This window comes from Nocardia sp. CDC160 (assembly GCF_035818795.1).
GTDB lineage: Bacteria > Actinomycetota > Actinomycetes > Mycobacteriales > Mycobacteriaceae > Nocardia.
Window position 1 is genome coordinate 1,114,846 of sequence record NZ_JAYKYT010000001.1, and the last position, 25,605, is coordinate 1,140,450.

Here is a 25,605-nt window from a genome sequence, read left to right on the forward strand (position 1 = left end):
GCCGCTGTCGCCGGTCCCGATCAGGCTGAATTCAATTGCCCGACAGGTGATTTCCCCTCGAATGCGCGGAAAATACTGCGATGGAAGACCAGCGGCTCCGAGTCGGAACTCACGCTGACCCGGTGCACCCGCAACAGCACGACGGCATGATCCCCCGCCGGAACCTGCTCGTGCACCGAGGTCTCCAACCAGGCGGTGGCCCCGCCCACGAAGGCCGCGTTCCCATTGCCCGTGTGCAACTCGACATTGCGGAACCGATCCCCGCGCCGTGAACTCAGGCTCCGCGCCGCCGGTTCCTGCTCGCTGCTGAGCAGACTCAACCCGAGCCGGGACGCCTGCTCCAACCGCGGCCAGGTCTCCGAGGTGTACTGAACGCAGATCGACACCAGCGGCGGATCCAGCGACACCGGCACGAAGGTGCTGGCCACCAGCCCGTACGGCGTCCCACCGATCCGCGCGCAGACCGCCACCACCCCGCTGGGGAAGTGCGCGAAAGTCCGTCGTAGATCGGCTCCGTCGACGGGAGCAAGCGCCGCAGCCGCGCCGTGAATCGGGGATATCTTGCCCAGAGACTCAGTGGTCAGCTCGCCCATCACTCGAGTCCAGCACCGCCCCCGACGCGGCGACAGGATTGGGCTCACACCGATTACAAACGAACCCCCGCCCGACAGATGTCGAGCGGGGGTTCGAGTGCGCGCGTGGCACGCGGAATTACTTGGGCACGTTCAGCGTCGGCTGGTTGATCGTGACGAAGTAGTTGTAGGCGGCCGCGATGGCGATCGGGGCGGTCACGAAGAGCTGACCGGCGATGGTGCCCAGGAAACCGACGGCGGCCATACCGCCGATGCAGCCGATCACACCGGCGGGCAGGAACGGACCGAACAGACCGACAATGGTGGCCGAGGCGACACCCGCGCCCACGACCGCGCCGAGCGCGCAACCGACGGCCGCGCCGCCGATGCCGCCGACCAGGGTGCCGATGGTGGCACCGGTGGAGATGGTGTCGCGCATGCGGTTCCAGGCCGCCTGCTCACGGTCGTAGTCCGACTTCCACGGAGCCTGATCCTCGTACGGGAGGTTGACGTCCTTGGCCTGCGCGACCGGCTTGTAGGTCGCGTGGTCCATATCGACCTGCGGGGTCAGGGTGGCGGTGTGGTCGGAGATGTTCGCGGCGATCGGGAATTCGAAATCGTCGATGTGGATGCTCAGCGGCATACCGGCCACGACGGTGCCATTGGCGGCCTTGATTTCGAAGTTGCCGTTCTCGACGACCATGGAACCGGCATCCGTGCGGATGATGGTGCTCGAGTCGGAGGTGGTGGCGGTGTAGTCGATCACGCCATTGTCGGCGGCGGGGGCCGCGTTCACGGTACCGGCGGTGACGCCCATGGCCGCGATCACCAGCGCCGCGGTCGCGGCGAAATTCTTGAAGCGCATGAAATTTCGTTCCCTCATCAGACGGTCCGCCAGATATGGACCGGACCGCATGATCGAAACGGTCCGACGCGAACGAAGTATGTCCCAAAGGTACCGATTCGGTGAACACTTTCGAGGGGAGAATCAGCCCGACATTGGGAAACCCGCCCGATCATTCGATCGAGCGGGCTGTCCCGATGAGGTAATGCTGATTCCTATAGAGCCCCTTGCTCTTTCAGTCGGTCGCGGTATTACTTGGGCGCGACGACGTGCGGCTGGTTGATGGTGGTGAAGTACTGGATCGCGGCGGCGATGGCCACCGGAGCCGTGATGAACAGCTGGCCCGCGATGGTGCCCAGGAAGCCGACGGCACCCGCGCCGACGAGGCAGCCGATGATCGGACCCGCGCCGAACAGGGTGGCGAGCACACCGGTGGACAGTGCGCCGACGCCGAAGCCCAGCACGCAGCCGACGGCCGCGGCACCCAGACCACCGACCAGGGTCGCGATGGTCGCGCCCAGGGAGATGGTGTCCTTCATGCGGTTCCAGGCGGCCTGCTCACGGTCGTAGTCCGACTTCCACGGAGCCTGATCCTCGTACGGCAGCGCGACATCCTTGGCGACCGGCGCGTAGGTCGCGTGGTCCATGTCGTACTGCGGAGTCAGGGTCGCGGTGTGGTCGGCGATCTCCGCGGCGATCGGGAACTCGAAGTCGTCCACCCGGAACTTCAGCGGCATCCCGGCGACAACGTTGCCGTTGGCGGCCTTGATCTCGAAGTTGCCGTTCTCCACGACCATCGAACCGGCATCCGTGCGGATGATGGTGTTGGTATCGGTGCTGGTGGCGGTGTAGTTGATCGGCGCGTTGGTGTCCGCGGCGGGCGCGGCGTTCACGGTACCGGCGGTCACGCCGAGCGAGGCGACGACCAGGGCGGAGACCGCGGTGAATTTCTTGAGACGCATGTGTTTTGGAGATCTCTCTTCGGATGAGCAGATGCGTCCCAGGGGAACATGGTCAGGTGTCTCCCCTGGGACGCTGTGATGGAAACCCGCCTTTACAAACGCAATGTGGCAGGCGGGTTCCCCGCGGATGAACCTTTGCCCATCGGTTGCCGTAATTCTTACTTGGCGGCGTTGAACGGCTGGTTGATGGTCGTGAAGTATTGCACCGCAGCGGCGATCGCCACCGGCGCGGTCACGAACAGCTGACCCGCGATGGTGCCGAGGAAGCCGACGGTGGAAGCGCCGACGACGCAGCCCAGCAGCGGGCCCGCACCGAACAGGGCCAGCAGCGCACCGGTGGCGGTCAGACCGACCGCCGCACCCGCGGCGCAGCCCAGGGCCGCACCACCGAGGCCACCGACCAGCGTGCCGACGGTCGCACCCAGTGAGATGGTGTCCCGCAGGCGGTTCCACGCGGCCTGTTCCCGGTCGTACTGGGTCTTCCAGGGCGCCTGGTCCTCGTACGGCAGCGCGACCGGCTTGTACACGGCGTGCGATTCGTCGAGCTGCGGGGTCAGGGTGGCGGTGCGATCGGAGATATCGGCCGCGATCGGGAACTCGAAATCATCGACCCGGAACTTCAATTCCGTGCCCGCGACCGTGGTGCCATTGGCCGCCTTGATCTTCAGCACGCCGTCCTCGACCGCCAGCGAACCGGCGTCGGTGCGAATGATCGCGCCGGTATCGGTGACCTGGCCGGTGTAATTGATGGCACCGCCGTCGGCCGGGGCCGGTCCGGCGTAGGCCGTCCCCGCCGTCACGCCGGTCGCCGCGATCACCAAGGCCGCGATTCCGGCGAATTTCCTCATCTTCATTCTGGTACTGCTTCCCACTGCCGCGAACTGATCTCTGTCGGCGGCAAGCATTAAGCAACCCCTCAGGATTCTGGAGGTTAAAAACCAGCTTGATTCTGGCGGCCGGGGCCGAACGGGATTACTTCGTCTTCGCGGCCGCCTTGGCCTGTTTCTTGAATTCCCGCACCTGCGTGAGGGATTCGGCGTCGGTGACGTCCGCGACCGAGCGCCGCGAGCCGTCCTCGCCGTACGCGCCCGCCGCCTCGCGCCAGCCCGCCGCGGTCAGCCCGCGCTGTTTGCCCAAGAGCGCCAAGAAGATTCGGGCCTTCTGATCGCCGAACCCGGGCAGCTTCTTGATCCGCTTCAGCACTTCCTTGCCGTCCGGATCACCCTCGGTCCACAGCGCCGACGTATTGCCGTCGTAGTTCTCGACAATGTAGCGGGCCAGTTCCTGCACCCGACGCCCCATGGAACGCCCGTAACGGTGGATGGCGGGCGGGGTCGCGGCCAGCTCCTCGAATTCCTCGGGGTCGGCGGCGGCGATCTTGTGGATATCGAAGCCGCCCATTCGGTCGGCGAGTTTCCAGGGCCCGCGGAATGCGTGCTCCATGGGGAACTGCTGATCCAGCATCATTCCGACCAAGAGGGCGAAATCATCGGTCGAAAGCAGCTCGTCGGCATCGGATTCCTGCGCAATACACAGCGTGCGGCTCACCATGCCTCGATCATCCCATTACTCGTGCGTCACCGTGACACGGGTCACCCCTGAGCGTCGAAAAGGCTAGGCTTCGGCCATGCCCGACACCATGGCTAATTCTTCAGTACGAACCGCGTCGCACCCCGACGCCGCATCGCTGGAGCGCAGCGGAGGCGCGATGGACCCAGCCGGACTGCGACCGGACCGATTCGACCGCGATGGGCAGGATCAGCTCGTCGACGTCAACGATCTGCAGGCGGCCCTGCCGGGCATCCGGCGGCTGCGGGCCTGGGCCCACGACGCCCTGGCCACCCAACCCGGCGAGAGCGCCATCGATATCGGATCCGGTACCGGGTCGGAGGTGTTGACCCTGGCCGCCAAGGTCGGGCCCACCGGCACCGCGCTCGGCGTGGAACCCGACCCGGACCTGCTGCTGGCCGCCGAACGCCGCGCCGCACAGGCCGGATCCACCGCCACCTTCGTCAGCGGTGACGCCTACGGCCTGCCCGTCGGGAGCGAGAGCTTCGATGTGGCGCTGTGCGAGCGCGTCTTCGGGCATCTGACCGCCCCCGCCCGCGCGGCCGGTGAGATCGCCCGCGTGCTGCGCCCCGGCGGGCGCGTGGTGGTCATGGACTCCGACTGGGGCACGGCCATCGTGCATCCCGGCGATCGGCACGTGGTGCACGAGGTCATCGAGACCATGATCGCGGGCACCACCAATCCCTTCGCGGGCCGCCGCCTGGCCGGGCAGCTCACCGCGGCCGGACTCGTCGTCGACGACATCGGCTCGCACGCGCTCATCCAGGACGGCGGCGTCGGCGCGGGCGCGCTGGTGGCGCGCGTCGCCGATCGCGCCGTCGCGCGCGGTTCGATCACCGAACGCCAGCGCGACCAGTTGCTCGCGGACCTGGAGGCCGGTGCGGCCAGCGGCGACATCCACCTGTCGGTGACCATTTTCGCCGTGCTGGCCCACAAGCCGCACTGATCCGAAAAGACAAGAGGCGCGCACCGTTTCGGGGTGCGCGCCTCTTATTTCTTTGCGTCTCTTACAGGTTCATGAGCTTTTCGGAGGCGGCCAGGAGGACACAGGTGGCCAGGCCGTCCATCGCCTTCTCCAGCTCCGCCGTGGACGGGAAGCTGGGCGCGATGCGAATGTTCTTGTCCTCCGGGTCCTTTCCGTACGGATAGGACGCACCGGCCGGGGTGAGCGCGATGCCCGCCTCCTTGGCCAGCGCCACCACCTTGCTCGCGGTGCCCTCCAGCACATCGAGGCTGATGAAGTAGCCGCCCTTGGGCTCGGTCCAGGACGCCACCTTGGACGCGCCCAGGCGATCCTCCAGAATCCGCAGCACCAGCTTGAATTTCGGCTCCAGGATGGCGCGGTGGCGCTGCATGTGCGCCCGCACACCCTCGGCGTCCTTGAAGAAGCGCAGGTGCCGCAGCTGGTTCACCTTGTCCGGGCCGATGGTCTTCTTGCCCAGGTGCTTCAGGTACCACTCCACATTGGCGGTGGAGGAGCCGAAGAAGCTCACGCCCGCGCCCGCGAAGGTGATCTTCGAGGTGGAGGCGAGCACGAACGGGCGGTTCGGGTGTCCGGCCGCGGCGGCCAGGCCCAGTACGTCCACCACCGGGTCGGCGGTCTCGGTGAGCGGGTGCACCGCGTAGGCGTTGTCCCACATGAGCCGGAAGTCCGGCGCGGCGGTGGGCATCGAAACCAGCTCCCGGACAACGGCTTCGGAGAAGGTGATGCCGGTCGGGTTGGAGTAGTTGGGCACCGCCCACAGGCCCTTGATGCTGGGGTCGGAGGCCACCAGCTCCGCGATCAGGTGGACGTCGGGGCCGTCACCCTTCATCGGGATCGGGATCATCTCGAAGCCGAGCGCCTCGGTGATGGCGAAGTGGCGGTCGTAACCCGGGACCGGGCACAGGAACTTGAGCACCGGCTCGTCGATCCAGCGGCGCACCGAATCCGCGTTGCCGTGCAGCATGGAGAACGTGAGCAGGTCGTTCATGATCTCCAGGCTGGCGTTGTTGCCCGCCAACAGGTTCGACACCGGAATGCCCAGCAGCTCACCGAAAATGGCGCGCAGCTCCGGCAGGCCGTGCAGGCCACCGTAATTGCGGACATCGGTGCCATTGGCGTCACGGTAGTCGGCGGTGCCCGGCAGCTCGAGGAGTCCCTGCGAGAGATCCAGCTGCTCGGGCGATGGCTTACCCCTCGTAATATCCAGCGTCAGCTTCTCGGTCTTGAGCTTCGCGTAGTTCGCGGTCTGCGTCTCGTGTTCCGTCACGAGTTCCGCATGGCTCATCAAACCGAATTGCGTCTGCCGAGGCATCTGACAGCCTTTCCAAGGGCGTGGGTGTATGTCGAGGGTTGCGCTCAGCGCGAACCCAACCGCCCACGTTACTAGCAGGCCACTCCGATTCGGCAGCGATATACGGAGTCCCACGGTAACCACCAAAGAGTCCCGCTGTGCCCACCAAAAAGAAAGGGGACCCAGCGCACCCGGCAGAGCCCGTTGACCCTTGCTGCCTTCCGGCCCTGGGGGAGTTCACAGGATGCGCGCCGCGCTGGATCCGTCGGCCAGTGTAGCGGCTCACCGAGACCCGTGCCGCCCGGGGTCGATACGATGCCTGCGATACGCGGGGTCTCCCGCTCATTTCCGGAGGGGAAAGATCACATGACGAGTTCCGAACCAGGACCGGGCGGGCCACACGACCCGGCGAAAGCCCAGGAGACGGCGCAATGGTGGGCCACCCCGCCCACCGGAACCGATTCCGGCCAACCGGTTCAGGGCGCGGACCCGACCATGCTCAACTACGCGTCCGGGGGTATGCCGCCCTACACCCCACCCGCCCAGGCCATTCCGCCCGCGCAGTCCGGTGGCGGCTATCCGCAACAGCCGATGACCGGCGGCTACGGTCAGCCGGTGTCCGGCGGTTTCCCGCAGCAGCAGTACCCGCCGCAGCAACAATTCGCCCCGCACCAGCAGTACACCCCGACACCCCCGGTCGCGCCCGCCTACGGCTACGCCGCGCCGCCGCCGCGTTCCGGCGGCAACAAGACCGGCTGGATCATCGGCGGTGTCGTCGGCCTGGTGGTGATCATCGGCGTGATCATCGGCGCGGTCGCGCTCAGCGGCGGCAACTCCCCGCTCGGTGACGACAAGAAGAAGAACGCCGGGAAGTACACCATGGACGGTGTCACCAACGGCTGCAGCGTGATCGACACGTCGGTGCTCAGCAAGTTCGCCGCCAACTCCAAGGGCGCCCCCGAGCACTCCGAGACCAAGCCCACCGATTACTCGGGTGGCCGCTTCGAATGCCGCGCGGGCAACGAGGAGACCACCAAGCCCGACAAATACGGTTCCACCGACACCAACACCGCCGACCTGACCCTGGACGTGTCCTTCCTGAGCGGTTCCTCCAGCGCGTACAACCGTCCGGAGTACGACATCTGGAAGACCTCCGACACCGGCACCACCGGCAGCGGCCGCACCTCGGGTGACCTGGCCGGGATCGGCGAGGCGGGCTACTGGGTGTCCAAGTCCGACGACTACACCTACTTCACCACCACCGACTACACCTGCGCGGTCAAGGACGACAACGCCTCGGTCAAGATCGAGATCCGCCTGACCATGTACAAGGGCAAGACCGTCAGCAAGGACGACCTCGCCCAGACCTGCAAGGACCAGACCCGCAAGGCCCTGGACAACATCAAGAAGAAGTGAGTGTGAATTCGGCGGAGAAGTAGCCGCCGACCACGGCATTTGCTTCGACCAGGGGTGCACCCGGTATATTGCTCGACGGAGGATTCGCCTAGTGGCCTATGGCGCTCGCCTGGAACGCGGGTTGGGTTAACAGCCCTCAGGGGTTCAAATCCCCTATCCTCCGCTTCGAAGGCCCCGGCCGGACTCAGTCCGGCCGGGGCCTTCCGCTATTCGGGCGCTCCGAGCTCCGGCAAAGCGGTATCGACCTCCCGCAAAGCGGTGGCGACCTCGTCCACCGCGGCCTCCAGCAAACTCGCGTACCGGTCGGGATCGGGGAGCACGGCGGGATCGGCGTGGACGGAGAGGGTGAGGGTGTCGCCGAGGCCGTGCAGACCATGGGTCAGATGCATGACCGCGCCCAGGGCCGGGAACCCGGCGGTGAAGCGCACCGCACCGCCGCCGAACTCGAGATCCGCGGCACCCCGGTCGACGCTCGACACCACGGTGTGACCCGAAACTCGTTCGGGGAGTACGTCGATCGGCGCGTGAGCCACGTCACGGTGGAGCAGTGGGGCGGGCAGGACCGCGGTCACCGCGTCCCGCGCGCCCTGGAGCGGATGCGCGGCACGCTCCCGGCGCGCGGCCAGATCGGCGGCAATGCGGGCGGCCCGGGCGCGCGGGTCCGGTTCGGCGACGGCCAGATCCACCGACAGATCGCGGTAGCCATTGCGGCCGGTGCCGGTCTCGACGATCGCCATGGGCACCTGGGCGCGCAGATCATCGATCGGCTCGCCCGTTTCGCGCAGGTGGCGCTCGAGCGCGATCGACACCGCCGCGAGGAACACAACCGTCACAGAGTGGCCCGGGACCCGCAGCCGGTTCTTGTCGCACACCAGCATTCGCACGGAGTGCGAGGTCGGCACCGCGCCGCCGCCATTGAGGACGTTCGGTTGTGTATCCGGTGCGGGTGGCGGCAGCGCACCGGCGGCCGTCAGCTCGGCGAGGCGGCGTTGCGCGCGGGCGGCGCTCAGCCCGCGAACGACGGTGCGGGCCATACCGATCGGGACTCCGGGTATGGCGGCGGTAGCGGAGAGGACGCTCATTACCGACTCGCGAATCTGGTCCGGCACCAAACGGTGAATGACCGGTGCGGCAGCACCCTTACCGGGTGCTGCCGAAAATTCGCTCCGCCCGAACAACTCTCGTGCGATGAGGGCCGCACGCCGCCCGTCGGCCAGGGCGTGCGATAGCTGGAGCACCGCTACGAGCGCGGACTCGCCGGTAGCAAAACCCGGTGCGTCCCGGACATTTCGGAAGACGTGCAGCCGCCAGGGGCGGTCCTCGGCGCGGAGACCACTGCCGACCAGGCCTCCCACGGCGGCGGTGACATTCGCCCATGTCGCCGCCTCCAGTTCGTGCTCGACAAACTGGTCATTCGTGAATTCGCAAGGCGCCCAAATCGGATACGCAATGTTCGCAGGAGTGTCCAGCACGTGTATCAGCAAATCCGGAACATGCTCGACCCGCTTCGCCACGGCCGCCCGCAGCCGCTCCGTATCGCTTCCGGCGTCGACGAAGCAGTAGAGCAGGAACAGGTCGTTGCGCGTGCGCGCGGACAGCCAGTACATGGCGGCGTCCCGGGCGGCGAGGGAATTCACCCCGAGCACCCTAACGAAACTCCATACGACGCACCGGCTCTGGGTGCTACCGTTTGTAGTAGAAGCCAATCACTGTCCCGGGGGCGGGTGACCGCATATGGCAACCAAACTGGCGATTCAGGCCAATGAGGCGGACGAGCGGTACCAGGGTGCCGCATTCCTGAAAAGATCCATCAACAAGGTCTTTCCGACCCACTGGTCGTTCCTGCTCGGCGAAATAGCGCTCTACAGCTTCATCATTCTGCTGCTCTCCGGCGTCTATTTGACCTTGTATTTCGATCCGTCCATGCAGGACGTGACCTACAACGGCGCCTATCAACCGCTGCGCGGGGTCACCATGTCCCGCGCCTACGAGTCCGCGCTCAATATCTCCTTCGATGTGCGCGGTGGCCTGTTCGTGCGGCAGGTACACCATTGGGCCGCACTGCTGTTCACCGCGTCCATGATCGTGCACATGTGCCGGATCTTCTTCACCGGCGCGTTCCGCAAGCCGCGTGAGGCCAACTGGGTGCTCGGCGCGCTGCTGTTCATCATGGCCATGTTCGAGGGCTTCTTCGGCTACTCGCTGCCCGACGACCTGCTCTCGGGCACCGGCCTGCGCGCCGCCTTCGCGGGCATCACGCTGGGCAGTCCGGTCATCGGCACCTGGCTGCACTGGCTCATGTTCGGCGGCGACTTCCCGGGCAACATCATCATTCCGCGGCTCTACATCGCCCACGTGCTGCTGCTGCCGGGAATCATGTTGGCGCTCATCGTGGTTCACATCGCGCTGGTCTGGTACCAGAAGCACACGCAGTACCCGGGGCCCGGACGCACCGAGAAGAATGTCATCGGCACCCGCATCGTGCCGGTGTTCTCGCTGGATCAGGGCGCGTTCTTCGCCTTCACCCTGGCGGTGCTGTCGATCATGGGCGGGGTGCTGCAGATCAATCCGATCTGGAACCTGGGTCCCTACAATCCTTCTCAGGTCTCGGCGGGTACTCAGCCGGACTTCTACATGATGTGGACCGACGGCTTCCTGCGTCTGTTCCCGGCCTGGGAGCTGTACATCTTCGGGCACACCGTGCCCGGCGCGTTCTCGGTGGCGCTGTTCATGCCGCTGATCTTCACGCTGATCATCGCCTATCCCTGGATCGAGAAGCGGCTCACCGGCGATCGGGCCCGGCACAATCTGCTGCAGCGTCCGCGCGATGTGCCGGTGCGCACCTCGATCGGGGCCATGTCGCTGAGCTTCTATCTGATCCTCACGCTGGCCTGCGTCAACGACATCATCGCCTACAAGTTCGACATCTCCCTCAATGCCACCACCTGGGCCTTCCGCATCGCGCTGCTGACCGTGCCGCCGCTGGCCTACACCATCGCCTACCGGCTGTGCCTGGGTCTGCAGCGCAGCGATCGCGCGGTGCTCGAGCACGGCATCGAAACCGGTGTGGTGCGGCGACTTCCGCACGGTGAGTACATCGAGATCCATCAGCCGCTGGGGCCGGTGGACGAGCACGGCCATCCGATTCCCCTGGAGTATCAGGGCGCTCGCGTGCCTCGGAAGATGAACGAGCTGGGGGTAGCGGGCAGCCCCGGCACGGGTGCGTTCTTCTGGGCGGATCCGCCGCAGGAGCGCGAGCTCAATGCCGCCAACGACCGCGAGGCCGAGCATGCGCAGCTGGCGGTGCTGCGGCGGGCGCAGGAGGCGGCCGCGGGCAACGGCAGTTCCGGCAACGGTCAGCGGGCGGGGCACAGCGGAACCACCGAGCCCTAGCCGCCGTACGAGTACTGGCCGCCGTACACACGAGTGAAGCCCCGAGTCTCCGGGACTCGGGGCTTCGCTTTGCTCCCGGTGGGGCCGCGGTCAGGCCCCGCGGTGCCGATCAGGCCCGCTTGAACTCCCCGTCGGAGACGCCCGCCATGAAGGCATCCCACTCGCCCGGGGTGAAGGCGAGGATCGGCCCGCCACCGTGATCCTTGCTGTCGCGCACGGCGACATTGCCGTCGCGGAGAAACGCGACCTCTACGCAGTTGCCATTGGGGCCACTGTGTTTGCTCTTACGCCACACGGCGCCTGTGAAATCCACGTTCACGGTCCTAGCTCCTTTGCTGCGTCAAGTACGAGATCTTGCTGGCATCGATCTTGGCGACCTCGGAATCCATCGAGATTCACGAATCCCGGTTACGCCGCGGGTCGCACGCAAACGCTCCGTACAACCGGTTCTCTGCACTTCGCGATGGGAATGCACCCCCGATGGCCGTTCCCGCGCTAAACACTAGCAGGGTTCGTCATAAGGAGATCGCATTCTTTCGTTTTCAATCAGCAAATTTGCGGCAAGGTTAGCCAGCTAATTATTTGCACGAAAATAGCCCTAATTTGAGGCTTTTGAATTTCAGAAGTCCGAATTCCGTTGTCGTGTCATTGATGAGCCCGGCGAGAAACACGGTGCGCGGCGCGGCACCCGCCATGGGGAATCATGGAGGGCATGCCCGAGGACACCCGCGAAGACGCCGAACGGGACCGCGACGAGAACGGACGCGCCCGGAATGCCCGACCCCGTGACCGTTTTGGGCGGCCCCTCCCGTTCGGCAGCGCGGGTGTCCCCCGCATCCCCGATGATCTCGAACTGCCGCCCGCCGAGACGCTCGACTATGCCCAACGCCTGATCGATGACGGCCTGGCCTTTAACGCGCACGAGGTACTCGAGGCGGCCTGGAAGAACGGTCCGTTCGCGGAGAAGTCGCTGTGGCAGGGCCTCGCGCAATTTGCCGTTGGGCTGACCCACATTCAACGCGGAAATCCGAAGGGCGCTCGCACGCTGCTGGAACGGGCGGCCCAGCGCCTGGCCGCCTACGGCCCGGCACCCTACGACATCGACTCCGCCGGGCTGCTGGCCTGCGCCGACGCCCTGCTCACCGCGCTCGACCAGGGAAACCCGGTGTCCGAGAACGACCTTCGACCGCGACTCACAATCTCGCACTGAATTCACAATTCACTTCCGGACGCACACCCGGTGTGCGCGCTCGCAAGAAGGCGCGGGACCGGCGGCCATGCGAAGGATGCGAACTACCATCGACAGACATGCCCACCGACCCCGCCACAGCAAAGCCCGGGAACGGCCGCTTCGCGCCGAGCCCCTCCGGCGATCTACACCTGGGCAACCTGCGCACCGGACTGCTGGCCTGGCTGTTCGCCCGCTCGACCGGACGCGGATTCCTCATGCGGGTCGAGGATCTGGATCGAGTGCGCAAGGGTGCGGCCGAACGGCAGCTCGAGGATCTCGCGACCCTCGGCCTGGACTGGGATCCGCCGGTGGTGTGGCAGTCGCGGCGACTCCCGCTGTACGAGGCGGCCATCGCACGCCTGACCGCGGCCGGGCTGACCTACGAATGCTTCTGCACGCGTAGGGAAATCCAGCAGGCCGTCACCGCGCCGCACGGACCCATGGGCGCGTATCCCGGAACCTGCCGCACCCTCACCGAACAAGAGAAGCGGCAGCGCCGAGACGAAGGCCGACCCGCCGCGCTCCGGTTGCGCGCGGACGTCACCGAATTCACCGTCACCGATCGGCTGCTCGGTGAATATCGCGGCGCGGTGGACGATCTGGTGTTGCGCCGCGGCGACGGCACCCCCGCCTACAACCTCGCGGTCGTCGTCGACGACGCGGACCAGGGCATCGATCAGGTGGTGCGCGGCGACGACCTGCTGCCCTCCACCCCGCGTCAGGCCTATCTGGCAACCCTGCTCGGACTCCCCGTGCCCGAATACGCCCACGTGCCGCTGGTGCTGAATACCGCGGGCCAGCGCCTGGCCAAACGCGACGGCGCGGTCACCCTGCGGGATCGGATGGCGCTCGGCGAAACCCCGGAGTACGTACTGAGCGTGCTGGCGGAGTCCCTCGGCTACACCGGCGCAACCACGCCGTCGGCGCTGCTCGACAAATTCCGACCGGAAGACCTGCCGCGCGAACCCTGGACACTCGACGCTAACGGGTTGTTGCAACCCAGCTGATATACGTAACGTACGCACTCGACCAGATCCCGAACGAATTCGACGAGGACGGCGAAACAATGACGAGCGGTGGGTACGACCCCAACCAATATCCGCAGGGCGGCCAGCCGTATGGGCAGCAGCCTTACGGGCAGCAGCCCCAACAGCCGTACGGGCAGCAGCAGCCCTACGGTCAGTCCGATCCCTACGGTCAGCAGCAGCCGCAGCAGCCGTACGGTCAGCAGCCCTACGGCCAGCAGTCCGACCCGTACGCTCAGCAGCAGCCGCAGTTCGGTCAGCAGCCGTCGTTCGGTCAGCAGGATGCCTACGGCCAGCAGCAGCCCTACGGTCAGCAGCCGTACCAGCCCTACCCGGGCGGCGGCCAGCCCGGTTACGGCGCACCGGGTTTCGGTGGCTCGCAGCCCGGTGATCTGTGGGTTCGCTTCGGCGCCCGCGTCATCGACTACCTGATCGCCGGTATCCCCACCGGCATCGTCGTCGGAATCCTGGAGGCCGCCATGGGCGGCGGGATCAGCGCGTCGATCCTGGGTTCGGTCATCTCCGCCGCGATCATCACCGCCTACTTCGTGCTGATGGAGACCCAGAACAACGGTCAGACCCTCGGCAAGAAGCTGCTCGGCCTGCGCGTCATCGGCCCGGGCGGCGCGCCGCTGGATGTCGCCACCTCGCTGAAGCGCAATATCTTCGTCGCGGCCGACATCGTCTACTGCCTCGGCAACCTGGTCAGCATCGGCCTGATGATCTGGGCCGCGATCTCCATCGAACAGGACCCGAACAAGCAGGGCTGGCACGACAAGTTCGCGGGCGGCACCCAGGTGCTCAAGGGCTGAGACCCGGACCCGACGGACCGAGACTCGGACCCAACAAAAGTGGGGCGCATCCTTGCGGATGCGCCCCACTTTTGTTGCCGCACAGCCTTTCAGCTGTAGCTCGTGCTCCAATCCCCCAAGGCGATGAGGAGCACCAGCAGCCCGAGGCCGATCACCACTCCGGCCGCGCCCACCCAGATGCCGCCCAGCGCGAGCCCGCGGCCCTGCTGCTGTGGATTGGACTTGATCTGATTGAGCGAGACGATCCCCAGCACCAGGCCGACAATCGAGATCAGCGGGATGAACAGGCACATGAACATGCCCGGCAGGCCGACGATCGACACGATCAGCGAGGCGATGGCCAGCGAATTGGTCTGCTGGGTCGGCAGGCTGTAACCGTAGGGCTGATAACCCGGGTAGCCGTAGCCCGGCGGCTGCGCCCCACCACCCTGCACCTGGCCCGCGGGCGGATATCCGGCAGTCGGATTCGCCTGTGGCTGAGGGTAATTCGGATACACCGGCTGCGGTGGCGGCGTCAGCGGCGGATTCTGATACTGGGGCGCGGAGGTGTAACCGGCCGGGGGCGGCGACGGTTGCGGCTGTGGTGCCGCGGGTGGAGTCTGGGGCACGGAGCTCTCGCCGCCGTACTGTTTCCACCACTCGTCGGAATCGCCGGGATTCGTCATTCGCTCAGCCTAGGACACCCATGGTTCCGTGCGTATCGGTCCAGGCAGGGATACTTTCCGCGTGAGCGAAACGAAAACGGTCGAAAACGACCGATCTGGACACCCCACGCCGGAGCACGCCGCATTCGCGGACGCGGCGGGGGGATATTTCACACCGGTGGCGGTGGCCTTCACCGCCGTACTGCTGATCTCCAATGTCTGCGTCGCCAAGGGCGTGCAGTTCTTCACCGGACACCATGTGTCCCTCGGCCCCATCACCGTGCTGCCCCTCACCATGGACGGCGCGTTCTTCCTCTTCCCCATCGCCTACGTCATCGGCGACATCCTCAGCGAGGTCTACGGCTTCCGGGCGACCCGCCGCATCGTCTACTACGGATTCGGCGCGCTGCTGCTCATGATCATCTGCTTCCAGGTGGTCATCAAGCTGCCCGGCAACGACAATCAGAACAGCCAGTCGTTCGCCGATGTCCTCGGCCATACCCCGCAGCTGGCCTTCGCCGGGATCGCCGGGTACTTCGTGGGTCAGTTCCTGAACTCGGTCACCCTGGTGCTCATCAAGGAGAAGACCAAGGAGAAGCACCTGTGGGCGCGACTTCTGGGCTCCACGGTGGCGGGCGAGGTCGGCGACACCTTCGTGTTCTGCTCGATCGCGGCCACCGCCATCGGTATCAACACCTGGGGCGACTACATCAACTACACGATCGTCGGCTTCGTCTGGAAGACCCTCGTCGAGATGTGCGTGCTGCCGATCAGCTACCGCTGCATCGCCTTCCTGAAGAAGCGGGAACCCTCGTATCGCCCGCGCGAGCGGTCTGCCATCTACGAGTAAGGGTTTCGGCGCGGTCGCGTCGAAACTTCCTACAGCCCAGGGGCTTTGATGCGACCGCGCCAGCGGCCCAGGAAATCGGTCTTGTAATCGTCGAAGTAGCCGCCGTCCAGGCTTTCTCGCACGCGATCCACCAGGCGCACCGTGAAGCGCTCGTTGTGGATGGTGCACAGCGTCGCCGCGAGAATCTCTTTCGCCTTGAACAGGTGATGGATGTAGGCGCGGGTGTAATTCGCGCAGGTGTAGCAGTCGCAGGTTTCGTCGATGGGCGTGAAATCGCGCTTGAAACGGGCGGTATTGATATTGAAGCGGCCCTCGTCGGTGTAGAGCGCCGCATTGCGCGCCACGCGTGAGGGATTCACGCAGTCGAAGGTGTCCGCGCCGTTCTCCACCGCGGTGAAGATGTCCTCCGGTTCGCTGATGCCGAGTAGGTGCCGCGGCTTGTGCTCCGGCAGCTCGTCACAGCACCAGCCGACAATGGTGCCCAGATTGTGCTTCTCGAGCGCGCCGCCGATGCCGTAGCCGTCGAATCCGGTTCCGGCCTCGCCGCGCAGTGCCTCGAGATCCCGGCAGGCCTTGCGGCGCAGGTCTTCGTACTGTGCGCCCTGAATCACCCCGAACAACGCCTGATACGGCCGATGCGAGCGCGCGGCGGTGAGCCGCTCGTGCTCGTCGAGGCAGCGCTTGGCCCAGCGCCGCGTGCGCTCGAGCGATTCCTCCTGGTAGCCACGGGTATTCATGAGCGTGGTGAGCTCGTCGAAGGCCATCATGACGTCCGCGCCCAGCCGATGCTGGATCCCCATGGACACCTCGGGGGTGAAGCGGTGCTTCGAGCCGTCCAGGTGCGAGCGGAAGGTGACGCCGTCGTCGTCGACGTGCGCCAGCCGCTCCTTGCCCTTGGCGATCACATCGTCGCTCTGGACGCCGACGGATTCCATGGCCAGCACCTTCTTGAAACCGACGCCCAGCGACATGACCTGGAAGCCGCCGGAGTCGGTGAAGGTCGGCCCGTTCCAGTTCATGAAGGCCGCCAGGCCCCCGGCCTCGTCGATGATGTCGGGACCGGGCTGCAGGTACAGGTGGTAGGCGTTGGCGAGCAGCGCCTGCGAGCCGATCTCCTTCATGGTCTCCGGCAGGACCGCCTTGACCGTGGCCTTGGTGCCGACGGGAGTGAAGGCGGGCGTGGCAATATCCCCATGCGGGGTGCTGATCACGCCCGTCCTGCCGTGCCGCCCTTCCAGACGGGTACCGACTTTGAACGAGAACTCGGAGGCAGCAGACACGGCCTCCATCCTCTCAGGTGGGAATCAGGCCTTTCCCGCACCCACCGCGTCCGGCTCGGGATCGTCCACATTGTTGCCCTCGCCGTCGGTGAGCGCCGCGGCGAACTGCGCGCTGTAGAGCCGGTAGTACGCGCCCCGCTCGCGCAGCAGCGTCTCGTGAGTGCCCTGCTCGACGATCTTGCCCTTCTCCATCACCACGATGGTGTCGGCATCACGAATCGTCGAAAGCCGGTGCGCGATCACGAAACTCGTGCGGTCCCGGCGCAGCGCCGCCATGGCGTGCTGCACCAGCAACTCGGTGCGGGTGTCGACCGAGCTGGTGGCCTCGTCCAGGATCAGGATCGACGGCTTGGCCAGGAACGCGCGAGCGATGGTGATGAGCTGCTTCTCACCGGCGCTGACGCCGGAGCCCTCCTCGTCGATGACGGTGTCGTAGCCCATCGGCAGGGCATGCACGAACCGATCCACGTAGGCGGCGCGGGCGGCCTCGAGGATCTCCTCCTCGGTGGCGTCGATGCGGCCGTAGGCGATGTTCTCGCGAATCGTCCCGCCGAACAGCCAGGTGTCCTGCAACACCATGCCCATGCGCGAGCGCAGGCGATCGCGGCTGATGCGGGTGATGTCGACACCGTCGATGGTGATCGCGCCGGAATCCACCTCGTAGAACCGCATGAGCAGATTGACCAGCGTGGTCTTGCCCGCGCCGGTCGGCCCGACAATGGCCACCACGTGCCCGGGTTCGGCCACCAGCGAGAGGTTCTCGATGACCGGCGTCTCCGGCTCGTAGCGGAAGGACACGTCCTCGAAGGCGACCCGGCCGCGATCCAGCGGCCGCGTATCCTCCTCCGGGTCCGGCGACTGCTCCTCGGCGTCGAGGATCTCGAAGATGCGCTCGGCCGAGGCCACACCCGACTGCAGCATGTTCATCATCGAGCCGATCTGGGTGAGCGGCTGGGTGAATCCCCGCGAGTACTGGATGAACGCCTGCACCTCACCCAGCGACAGCTGACCCGACGCCACCCGCAGGCCACCGACCACGGCGATCAGCACGTAGTTCAGGTTCCCGAGGAACATGATGGCGGGCATGATCAGCCCGGAGATGAACTGCGACTTGAACGAGGCGTTGTAGAGCTTGTCGTTGGTCTCGTCGAAGCGCTCGCCGACCTCGCGCACACGACCGAAGGCGCTGACCACCTCGTGCCCGGTGAAGGCCTCCTCGACCTGGGCGTTGACCTCGCCGGTGAACTTCCACTGGTCCACGAAGTGCGGCTTGGAGCGCTTGGCGATCTGCGCGGTCACGATGATGGCCAAAGGCACTGTGAGCAAGGCGATCAGCGCGAGCAGCCACGAGATCCAGAACATCATGATCAGGATGCCGATCACCGACAGCACATTGATGATCAGCTGGGACATGGTCTGCTGCAACGTCTGTGCCATATTGTCGACGTCATTGGTGACGCGGGAGAGCACATCGCCGCGCGGCACGGAGTCGAAATAGCGCAGCGGCAGCCGGTGCAGCTTGTCCTCGATCTGCGCGCGCAGCCGCTTGACGGTCCGGTTGATCACGATGATCAGCAGCTGGGCCTCCAGCCAGCCGAACACCGAGGCACCGATATAGAGCGCCAGCACCCAGGCCAGCACATGGCCGACCGCGACGAAATCGACTCCCACACCGGGAATCACGTTCATGTTGGCCAGCATGTCGGCGAAGTTGCCGTTGCCGGCCTGGCGCAACTCCTCGACCTTCTGGTCCTTGCTCAGCCCCGGGGACATCATCTTGCCGACCACACCGTCGAAGATGATGTTGGTGGCCTTGCCGAGAATCTGCGGACCCAGCGTGTTCAACACGACCGAGCCGACGGCCAGCAGGAAAACGACGATCAGATAGAACCGCTCGGGTGCCAGCATGCGCAGCAGGCGCTTCAGCGACGGGCCGAAGGACTTCGCCTTCGCGTCCGGCGCACCGGGATTGACGGCTCCGGGCCTCATCGCACCTCCTCCGCGCTGAACTGCGACTCCACGATCTCGCGGTACTCGGGACAGTCCCGCAGCAATTGGTCGTGGGTGCCGATACCGGCCATCGCGCCGTCCTCGAGCACCACGATCTGATCGGCGTCGCGAATCGTCGAGATCCGTTGCGCCACAATAATCACCGACGCGTCGGCGGTCTCCGGCCGCAGCGCCTCGCGCACCCGCATGTCGGTGGCCACGTCGAGGGCGGAGAAACAGTCGTCGAACAGGTAGACCCGCGGCCTGCGGACCAGCGCGCGGGCAATGGCCAGGCGCTGGCGCTGACCGCCGGAGACAGTCGTACCACCCTGTGCCACCGGCGTTTCCAGGCCCTGGGGCATCTCCCGCACGAAGTCGGCGGCCTGCGCGATCTCCAGTGCACGCCAGAGTTCCTCGTCGGTCGCGTCCGGCTTGCCGTAGCGCAGGTTCGAGGCCACGGTGCCGGAGAACAGATACGCCTTCTGCGGCACCAGGCCGATCTGCGAGCGCAGCGTCTCCAGCGGGAGGTGTCGCACATCGGTGCCACCCACATAGATCGCGCCGTCGGTGACGTCGATGAGCCGGGGAATCAAGTTGATCAGCGTGGTCTTGCCCGAACCGGTCGCGCCCACGATGGCGGTGGTGGTGCCGGGCGCGGTCTGGAATCGGATGGCCCGCAGCACCGGCTTCTCCGCGCCCGGGAACTTGAACTCCGCGAACTGCAGGTCCACCGTGGCGGCATCGCCCTTGAACTGTTGCGGCAGGCGCGGTTCGGCCACCGAGGACTCGGTGTCGAGCACCCCGCCGATGCGCTCGGCCGAGACCGCGGCGCGCGGAGCCATCATGGCCAGGAAGGAGGCCATCATGACCGCCATGAGGATATACATGATGTAGGTCAGCATCGCGGTGAGCGAACCGATCTGCATCTTGCCATCGTCGATGGCGTGGCCGCCGAACCAGATGACGCCGACCGTGGTCACATTGGAGATCAGCATGACCGCGGGGAACATGAGCGCCATGTACTTGCCGACGTAGAGCGACTGCGCGGTCAGGTCGGTATTGGCGACCCCGAAACGCCAGGTCTCCTGCCGCTCCCGCACGAACGCGCGCACCACGCGAATACCCGTGATCTGTTCGCGCAGCACCCGGTTCACCACATCGATGCGCACCTGCATACGCCGGAAACCCGGCACCATGCGGCTGATGATGAAGGCCATGGTCAGGGCGAGCACAGGCACCGCGATCAGCAGCAGCCACGACAACTGCAGGCTCTCACGCAGCGCCATGAAAATGCCGCCGACGCACATGATGGGGGCCATGACCAGGATGGTGGCGCTCATGAGGATGAGCAGCTGCACCTGACCGACGTCATTGGTATTGCGCGTGATGAGCGACGGCGCGCCGAACACCCCGACCTCACGCGCGGAGAAGGTGCCGACCCGGTGCAGCAGGGCCGAGCGCATATCGCGGCCCGCGCCCATGGCGGCCTGGGAGCCCAGATACACCGAAGCGGCGTTGGCGACGATCTGAATAGCGGCATAGAACAGCATCCAGCCGCCGGTGGTCCAGATGTAGCCGATATCGCCCGTGACGACGCCGTTGTCGATGATGTGGGCGTTCAGGGTGGGCAGATACAGCGTGGCGATGACCGAGATCAGCTGGAGCACGACGACCCCGGCCAATTGGGAGCGATAGGGCCAGAGGAAGGTGCGTAGAAGTCGGATCAACATGATGTTGGCAGGCTACCGCCGAAACCGGAGCGCCGCCCTCACGTTTTCGGCACGGTGCTCAAATATCGGGCTGGTCCAAGTCCTGCCACTCCACGGCGACCTCGCCGCGGTGCGGGGTCGCGACCGGGCCGCCGTTCGGGCGGCGGGTCCAGGCGTCCGGGTCGCGCAGCAGTTCGTCGAGGAAGGACGGCAGCAGATCGTGCGCGATATCGGCGATGGTGACCCGCTCGAGCACCGAGCGAATATTCACCCGCAGCCCGATCCACACCCGCTGCAGCGGTTCGGCCGCACCCGGATAGCCGACATCCTCGGGCCGCTGCCCGCGCACCGAGGCCAGCGGACCCTCCACCGCGCGAATCACATCCGCGACGCTGATCTCCGCGGCCGCGCGCGCCAACCGATAACCGCCGTCCGGACCGCGGCGGCTGGTCACCAATCCGCCCTTGCGCAGATCCGAGACCACCGATTCCAAGACCTTGGGCGGAATGTCCTGGGCGGCCACAATGGCGTCGGCCTTCACCGAATCCGGTTGCGCCTTCGCGATTTCCACGAGTGTGCGCACCGCGTAATCGACCTTCGCGGTGATGTGCACGGGAACTCCTGACTCGCGGCATTCGATTCGGGCGGGGTAAAGGAAAACCCTATCGCTTCGGATTCAGTACGCCGAGTGCGGCATTCAACAGCGTCTCCTCGACATGGGCGATATCGGTGTCCGGCACGATCTCCTGGGACATCATCGCGGTGCTCAGCACCTGCATGGCGGCCGTGGCACGCAGCAGGGTGTCGGCATCGGCGTCCGGCCCGGCCAGCCACCGGCAGGTCCGGTGATGCAATTCGATCAGGTCCGGATAGCGATTGCCGAGGGCGTTCACGATGGCCACGGTGTCGCGCATGCACAGCGCACCAACCTGTCGATTGGCCAGCGTCGAGCGCAGACGCTCGCGAATCACGCGTTCCACGTTCTCGGGGGTGTGCGGAATATCGGCGAGACCCTCGACCTGTGTACGCACCTCGTCGAACATCGGCTCGATGATGGCGACGAGCAGATCGACCTTCGAGGCGTAGTGATAGTAGAGCGACGCTTTTGTGATTCCGACCGCATCGGCGACCTCGCGCAAACTGCTGTGGTCGAACCCTTTGGTCGAAAAAAGCTGTAGAGCCGCCTCGCGAATCGCATCCTTGGTGCTTCTACCTGCGACAACTGTTCCGGAAACGACTGGGGCGCCCATGGTCTCATCCTCTCACCCGTGCGGACCGGTCCTCCAACCGCGCTCGGAGTGCGATCTACGCCACCTAGAGTCGAGGTTGTTCCTCCACTTAATCGCTCGGTAGTCTACCTACCGCACGGTAGGCAGATTTAGTTTTCGTGGAGGCGGGGGGCCGAGGCTCCCGGCGGCAGTGCCTGTCTACGCGCCAGCGCAACCAGCACCCTGTTTCGCCCGTAACCATTCGCCAGGAGAACCCCTCGTGTCCGTATACCTCTATCGGTGGGGAAAGTTCGCCTTCCGCCGGAAATGGATAGTCATCTCGGCGTGGATCGCCGCGTTGCTCGTCATCGGCGGCCTCGGCGGTTCCCTCGCCAAGCCGTTCCAAGACTCCTTCACCATGCCCAACCTGCCGTCGGAGCGGGCCACGGAAATCCTCGACCAGCATTTCCCGGGCATGTCCAAGGACTTCGATCCCAATGCCGTCACCGGCACCTACGTGATCGCCGCGCCCGAGGGCCAGAAGCTCACCGACCCCGCGAACGCGGCGGCGCTGGCCGGGTTCCTCCAGGACTTGGACGCGTTGTCGATCGTGGACAAGTCGGACCCGAAGTCCGTGCCCGCCAACCCGATCGAGGTCACCAAGAAGATCGGTGAGCCCGCGGGCATCGACTGCCTGGGTGGCGATCGGTCCAACCCGAACTTCGCCGCCATCTGCTCGAGCGCGCCGCTGAACGTGCTCAACAAGACCAGTCCGGATTCGGTGGCGACGGTCAAGGCCAAGTACACGATTCCGAAGTTCTCCGATATCAAGCAGGACGATCGCGACGCCGCCTACAAGGTCGGCGACAAGGCGCGGCAGGCCGGGCTGCAGGTGGAGCTCACCGGTTCCATCGCGCAGGATCCGGGCGGCTCCAACGGCTCCTCCGAGCTGATCGGCATCGCGGTGGCGCTGGTGGTCATGGTGATCGCGTTCGGCGCGATCGTGGCGGCCTTCGTGCCGATCCTCACCGCGCTCATCGGCGTGGGCACCGCCATCTCCATCATCATGTTCGGCACCCACTTCCTGACCGTGCCGACCTTCACCCCGATCCTGGCCTCCATGATCGGCCTGGCGCTGTCCATCGACTACGCCATGTTCATCGTCTCGCGGTACAAACATGAACTGGCCGTGTCCAATTCGCCGGAGGAGGCCGCGGGCACCGCGGTCGGCACCGCGGGTTCGGCCGTCATCTTCGCCGGTCTGACCGTCATCATCGCGCTGGCGGGCCTGTCCTTCGTTGGCGTCAGCTTCCTCACCTACATGGGCATTTTCGGCGCGGTCTCCGCGGCCATGGCGGTGCTGGTGGCCGTCACCCTGATGCCCGCGCTGATGGGCGCGTTCGGGCGCTTCCTGTTCAAGCCGAAGCTGCCGCTGGTCGCCCAGCACGATCCCGAGGACGAGCACTCGGTCACCAATGGCATGCGCTTCGCCCGCCTCATCGGCAAGGCTCCGGCGTTGACGCTGGGCATTTCGGTTGTGCTGCTGGGGCTTTTGGCCGCGCCCGCGGTGAATCTGCAGCTGGGTCTGCCCGGCGGCGACTCCATGCCCAAGCACCAGACCATCCGCAAGGCCTACGACCTGCAGACCGCAGGCTTCGGCGAGGGCGCCAACGGCACCCTGATGGTGGCCGTCGACCTCAGCAAGACGCCGGAGAATCAGCGCGCCGAGGCCCTGGATGCCTTGCGCGCCAAGCTCGCCGGATACCCGGGCATGGACTACCTGACCTTCGCCATGAAGAGCCAGGACCAGCAGGCCGCCATGTTCACCGGCGTGCCCAAGTCCGGGCCGAACAACCAGGAGACCAAGGACCTGGTCAAGAACGCCCGCGACGCCGAGTCCGAGTTCAAGGACCGGTACGGCATGGAGTACGGCATCACCGGCACCACCGCCATCTACGCGGACGTGTCGCAGGCGCTGCTGAACAAGATCATTCCGTATCTGGCGATCGTGGCGGGCGCGGCATTCATCCTGCTGCTGTTGGTGTTCCGCTCGATCATCGTGCCGCTGACCGCCGCGCTGGGCTTCCTGCTCTCCATGGCGGCCACCTTCGGCGCGACGGTGCTCATCTTCCAGGAGGGCCACTTCGGCCTGGTGGAGCCGCACCCGCTGGTGAGCTTCCTGCCGATCATGTTGATCGGCTTGGTATTCGGGCTCGCCATGGACTACCAGGTATTCCTGGTGACCCGCATGCGCGAGGAGTACGTGCACGGCAAGTCGGCCAAGGACGCCATGATCAGCGGCTACCACCACGGCGCGCGCGTCGTGACCTCCGCCGCCGTCATCATGATCTCGGTGTTCAGCGCCTTCATGCTCGACGACAACGTGGTGGCCAAGTCCATGGGCTTCGCCATGGCGGCTGGCGTCTTCTTCGACGCCTTCATCGTCCGCATGGTCCTGATCCCGTCGCTGCTCGCGCTGCTGGGCAAGTGGGCCTGGTGGATGCCCAAGTGGCTGGACCGCATCCTCCCCGACATCGACGTGGAGGGCTCCAAGCTCACCGCGTTGAAGGAGGCCTCGGCGCCCGTCGAGGACAGGCAGCCCGTCACGGTCTGACCCTCTCGTAAACCCTCGGCCCCCACCCGATTTCGGGTGGGGGCCGAGTGCGTTCCGCGGTCATCGCAGGAAACGGGTGACGGTATTGCGGATCGCGATGCCTGCGGCGGAGGCCGGGACCATGAGGGCGGTGGCGGCGCGGAAGCCTCGCTGTTTGGGTTCGACGAGGGTGCGGTGGCGGCGTTCGTAGGCGGCGAAGGCGGTTTCGGGGTGGTCGGGCGTGCGGGTGAGTTCCTCGGCCAGGGTGTGCGCGCCCGCGATGGCGAGGGTGGAGCCGTCGCCGAAAAGGGACAGTGAGGATCCGGCGTCGCCGAGCAGGGCGATGCGGCCGGAGGACCAGTGCGGCAGGCTGATTCGGCTCACCGAGTCGAAGTAGATGTCGTCGGCGGCCTTCAGTTGGTCGAGGACATCGGCGAAGATGTCGAGCGGCTCGGAGTAGGCCTCGGCGACCAGCCGCTTGTGCTGGGACAGGTCGCGATGGTCGAATCCGGGCACCGCGGCGCGGCGGAACAGGAACGCCGCCACCGCTTTTCCCTTCGCTGGATGGACGGAGATCGCGCGGCCCGGCTGGTTCAGCATGACCACCTCGGTCTCGTCGCCGAAGGCCCGGTCGACCGGCAGCGTCGCGGCATACATGCCCATGTGGTGGATGAATTCGGATTCCGCGCCGAAGGCCAGCCGACGGACATTCGAGTGCAGGCCGTCGGCCCCGATGACGAAGTCATAGCGCTCGGTGGCACCGCTCTCGAAGCCGACGTCCACGCCCTCCGCGTCCTGGGTGAGATCGGAAATCGAATCGCCCCAGCGGATTTCGACGCGATCCCGCGCCGAGTCGAGCAGGATGGCGGCCAGGTCGGTACGGGCGACCTCCACCTCCCGCGCACCCGCCCCGCCTTGAAAGGCACTGAGCCGCAAGCCCGATCGCCGCCGACCGGCCGTGTCGACGAAGCTCATCCGATCCACCCGCGACGCGACCGCACGCAGTTTCGGCATCACTCCCATGGCCTCGACCACCTCGACGGCTGGGCCCTTCACATCGATCGGATTCCCACTGGAGCGCTGGGCCTTCGCCCGCTCGACGATGGTCACCTCGAAGCCATTGCGCCCCAACCAATATCCCAGCGTCGAACCCGCGATTCCGGCCCCGGAGATCAGTGCCTTCTTGCTCATTGTCCTCACCTCGACTCAACTGGACGATTTTCGTCCACTTC

At 66.0% G+C, this 25,605-nt stretch carries 23 protein-coding genes, 1 tRNA gene and 1 other RNA gene; 9 read left to right on the plus strand and 16 right to left on the minus strand.

The features are described 5' to 3' along the window. Positions 1–20 precede the first annotated feature (20 nt). The 5 genes from VMT40_RS04955 to VMT40_RS04975 all read right to left on the minus strand — a co-directional run bounded on the left by VMT40_RS04955 (position 21) and on the right by VMT40_RS04975 (position 3,929). Positions 21–593, minus strand: coding sequence for a flavin reductase family protein (locus tag VMT40_RS04955; RefSeq protein WP_326356751.1), 573 nt, complete (start codon positions 591–593; stop codon positions 21–23). 118 nt (positions 594–711) lie between these two features. Next, complete coding sequence (locus tag VMT40_RS04960; protein WP_326356752.1) at positions 712–1,437, minus strand: hypothetical protein; 726 nt, start codon at positions 1,435–1,437, stop codon at positions 712–714. Between the two features lie 230 nt (positions 1,438–1,667). Next, positions 1,668–2,378: a hypothetical protein gene (locus tag VMT40_RS04965; RefSeq protein WP_326356753.1), complete on the minus strand. Its 711-nt coding sequence runs from the start codon at positions 2,376–2,378 to the stop codon at positions 1,668–1,670. Between the two features lie 158 nt (positions 2,379–2,536). Then, positions 2,537–3,232, minus strand: coding sequence for a hypothetical protein (locus VMT40_RS04970; protein WP_326356754.1), 696 nt, complete (start codon positions 3,230–3,232; stop codon positions 2,537–2,539). Positions 3,233–3,350: 118 nt separating this feature from the next. Next, entirely contained in the window at positions 3,351–3,929 is a 579-nt protein-coding gene (locus VMT40_RS04975; protein WP_326356755.1) for an HhH-GPD-type base excision DNA repair protein, read from the minus strand. 157 nt (positions 3,930–4,086) lie between these two features. Here VMT40_RS04975 and VMT40_RS04980 point away from each other — a divergent pair, with 157 nt between their 5' ends. Beyond that, entirely contained in the window at positions 4,087–4,893 is an 807-nt protein-coding gene (locus tag VMT40_RS04980; RefSeq protein WP_326356756.1) for a methyltransferase domain-containing protein, read from the plus strand. Positions 4,894–4,954: 61 nt separating this feature from the next. Here the strand turns inward: VMT40_RS04980 and VMT40_RS04985 are convergent, their stop codons facing one another. Both VMT40_RS04985 and ffs read right to left on the minus strand, forming a co-directional pair. Beyond that, on the minus strand, positions 4,955–6,244 hold the full coding sequence (locus VMT40_RS04985; protein ID WP_326356757.1) for an aminotransferase class I/II-fold pyridoxal phosphate-dependent enzyme: 1,290 nt from the start codon (positions 6,242–6,244) through the stop codon (positions 4,955–4,957). Between the two features lie 151 nt (positions 6,245–6,395). Beyond that, positions 6,396–6,490, minus strand: an RNA gene (ffs, locus tag VMT40_RS04990) — signal recognition particle sRNA small type. Positions 6,491–6,589: 99 nt separating this feature from the next. On the opposite strand from ffs, the gene VMT40_RS04995 reads away from it, so the two are divergent. Next, complete coding sequence (locus VMT40_RS04995; protein ID WP_326356758.1) at positions 6,590–7,639, plus strand: hypothetical protein; 1,050 nt, start codon at positions 6,590–6,592, stop codon at positions 7,637–7,639. Between the two features lie 77 nt (positions 7,640–7,716). Next, positions 7,717–7,802: transfer RNA gene (locus VMT40_RS05000), tRNA-Ser, on the plus strand. Positions 7,803–7,845: 43 nt separating this feature from the next. On the opposite strand, the gene VMT40_RS05005 is transcribed toward VMT40_RS05000, so the two are convergent. Continuing rightward, positions 7,846–9,276 carry a WS/DGAT domain-containing protein gene (locus tag VMT40_RS05005; RefSeq protein ID WP_326356759.1) on the minus strand — a complete coding sequence of 477 codons (1,431 nt, stop codon included), beginning with the start codon at positions 9,274–9,276 and terminating at the stop codon, positions 7,846–7,848. Positions 9,277–9,373: 97 nt separating this feature from the next. On the opposite strand from VMT40_RS05005, the gene qcrB reads away from it, so the two are divergent. Then, positions 9,374–11,032 carry a cytochrome bc1 complex cytochrome b subunit gene (gene qcrB, locus VMT40_RS05010; RefSeq protein ID WP_326356760.1) on the plus strand — a complete coding sequence of 553 codons (1,659 nt, stop codon included), beginning with the start codon at positions 9,374–9,376 and terminating at the stop codon, positions 11,030–11,032. A gap of 109 nt (positions 11,033–11,141) precedes the next feature. On the opposite strand, the gene VMT40_RS05015 is transcribed toward qcrB, so the two are convergent. Further along, on the minus strand, positions 11,142–11,345 hold the full coding sequence (locus tag VMT40_RS05015; protein ID WP_442789901.1) for a DUF397 domain-containing protein: 204 nt from the start codon (positions 11,343–11,345) through the stop codon (positions 11,142–11,144). Positions 11,346–11,744: 399 nt separating this feature from the next. Here VMT40_RS05015 and VMT40_RS05020 point away from each other — a divergent pair, with 399 nt between their 5' ends. The 3 genes from VMT40_RS05020 (at position 11,745) to VMT40_RS05030 (ending at position 14,100) form a co-directional block, all read left to right on the plus strand. Beyond that, positions 11,745–12,242: a DUF309 domain-containing protein gene (locus VMT40_RS05020; protein WP_326356761.1), complete on the plus strand. Its 498-nt coding sequence runs from the start codon at positions 11,745–11,747 to the stop codon at positions 12,240–12,242. Between the two features lie 98 nt (positions 12,243–12,340). After that, complete coding sequence (gene gluQRS / locus VMT40_RS05025) at positions 12,341–13,270, plus strand: tRNA glutamyl-Q(34) synthetase GluQRS (protein WP_326356762.1); 930 nt, start codon at positions 12,341–12,343, stop codon at positions 13,268–13,270. Positions 13,271–13,329: 59 nt separating this feature from the next. Beyond that, entirely contained in the window at positions 13,330–14,100 is a 771-nt protein-coding gene (locus VMT40_RS05030; RefSeq protein WP_326356763.1) for an RDD family protein, read from the plus strand. 89 nt (positions 14,101–14,189) lie between these two features. Here VMT40_RS05030 and VMT40_RS05035 read toward each other — a convergent pair whose 3' ends face one another. Next, positions 14,190–14,765: a DUF4190 domain-containing protein gene (locus VMT40_RS05035; RefSeq protein ID WP_326356764.1), complete on the minus strand. Its 576-nt coding sequence runs from the start codon at positions 14,763–14,765 to the stop codon at positions 14,190–14,192. A 61-nt stretch (positions 14,766–14,826) separates the two neighbouring features. On the opposite strand from VMT40_RS05035, the gene VMT40_RS05040 reads away from it, so the two are divergent. Next, positions 14,827–15,594, plus strand: coding sequence for a queuosine precursor transporter (locus tag VMT40_RS05040; RefSeq protein ID WP_442789902.1), 768 nt, complete (start codon positions 14,827–14,829; stop codon positions 15,592–15,594). A gap of 29 nt (positions 15,595–15,623) precedes the next feature. Here VMT40_RS05040 and tgt read toward each other — a convergent pair whose 3' ends face one another. From tgt to VMT40_RS05065, 5 genes are read right to left on the minus strand one after another with little or no spacing between them, the layout of a single operon-like run. After that, the gene (gene tgt / locus VMT40_RS05045; RefSeq protein ID WP_442789903.1) at positions 15,624–16,874 is read right to left on the minus strand and encodes a tRNA guanosine(34) transglycosylase Tgt; all 1,251 of its coding nucleotides are present in this window, start codon (positions 16,872–16,874) and stop codon (positions 15,624–15,626) included. Between the two features lie 24 nt (positions 16,875–16,898). Beyond that, positions 16,899–18,863 (minus strand): ABC transporter ATP-binding protein, encoded by a 1,965-nt coding sequence (locus VMT40_RS05050; RefSeq protein ID WP_326356766.1) that lies wholly within the window; start codon positions 18,861–18,863, stop codon positions 16,899–16,901. Beyond that, entirely contained in the window at positions 18,860–20,593 is a 1,734-nt protein-coding gene (locus VMT40_RS05055; RefSeq protein ID WP_326356767.1) for an ABC transporter ATP-binding protein, read from the minus strand. The genes VMT40_RS05050 and VMT40_RS05055 overlap by 4 nt, the downstream gene beginning before the upstream one ends. A gap of 58 nt (positions 20,594–20,651) precedes the next feature. Next, positions 20,652–21,185: an RrF2 family transcriptional regulator gene (locus tag VMT40_RS05060; RefSeq protein ID WP_326356768.1), complete on the minus strand. Its 534-nt coding sequence runs from the start codon at positions 21,183–21,185 to the stop codon at positions 20,652–20,654. Between the two features lie 49 nt (positions 21,186–21,234). Further along, positions 21,235–21,822: a TetR/AcrR family transcriptional regulator gene (locus tag VMT40_RS05065; protein WP_326356769.1), complete on the minus strand. Its 588-nt coding sequence runs from the start codon at positions 21,820–21,822 to the stop codon at positions 21,235–21,237. Positions 21,823–22,060: 238 nt separating this feature from the next. Here VMT40_RS05065 and VMT40_RS05070 point away from each other — a divergent pair, with 238 nt between their 5' ends. Continuing rightward, on the plus strand, positions 22,061–24,394 hold the full coding sequence (locus VMT40_RS05070; RefSeq protein ID WP_326356770.1) for an MMPL family transporter: 2,334 nt from the start codon (positions 22,061–22,063) through the stop codon (positions 24,392–24,394). 60 nt (positions 24,395–24,454) lie between these two features. On the opposite strand, the gene VMT40_RS05075 is transcribed toward VMT40_RS05070, so the two are convergent. Continuing rightward, positions 24,455–25,564 (minus strand): FAD-dependent monooxygenase, encoded by a 1,110-nt coding sequence (locus VMT40_RS05075; RefSeq protein WP_326356771.1) that lies wholly within the window; start codon positions 25,562–25,564, stop codon positions 24,455–24,457. Positions 25,565–25,605: the final 41 nt, after the last annotated feature.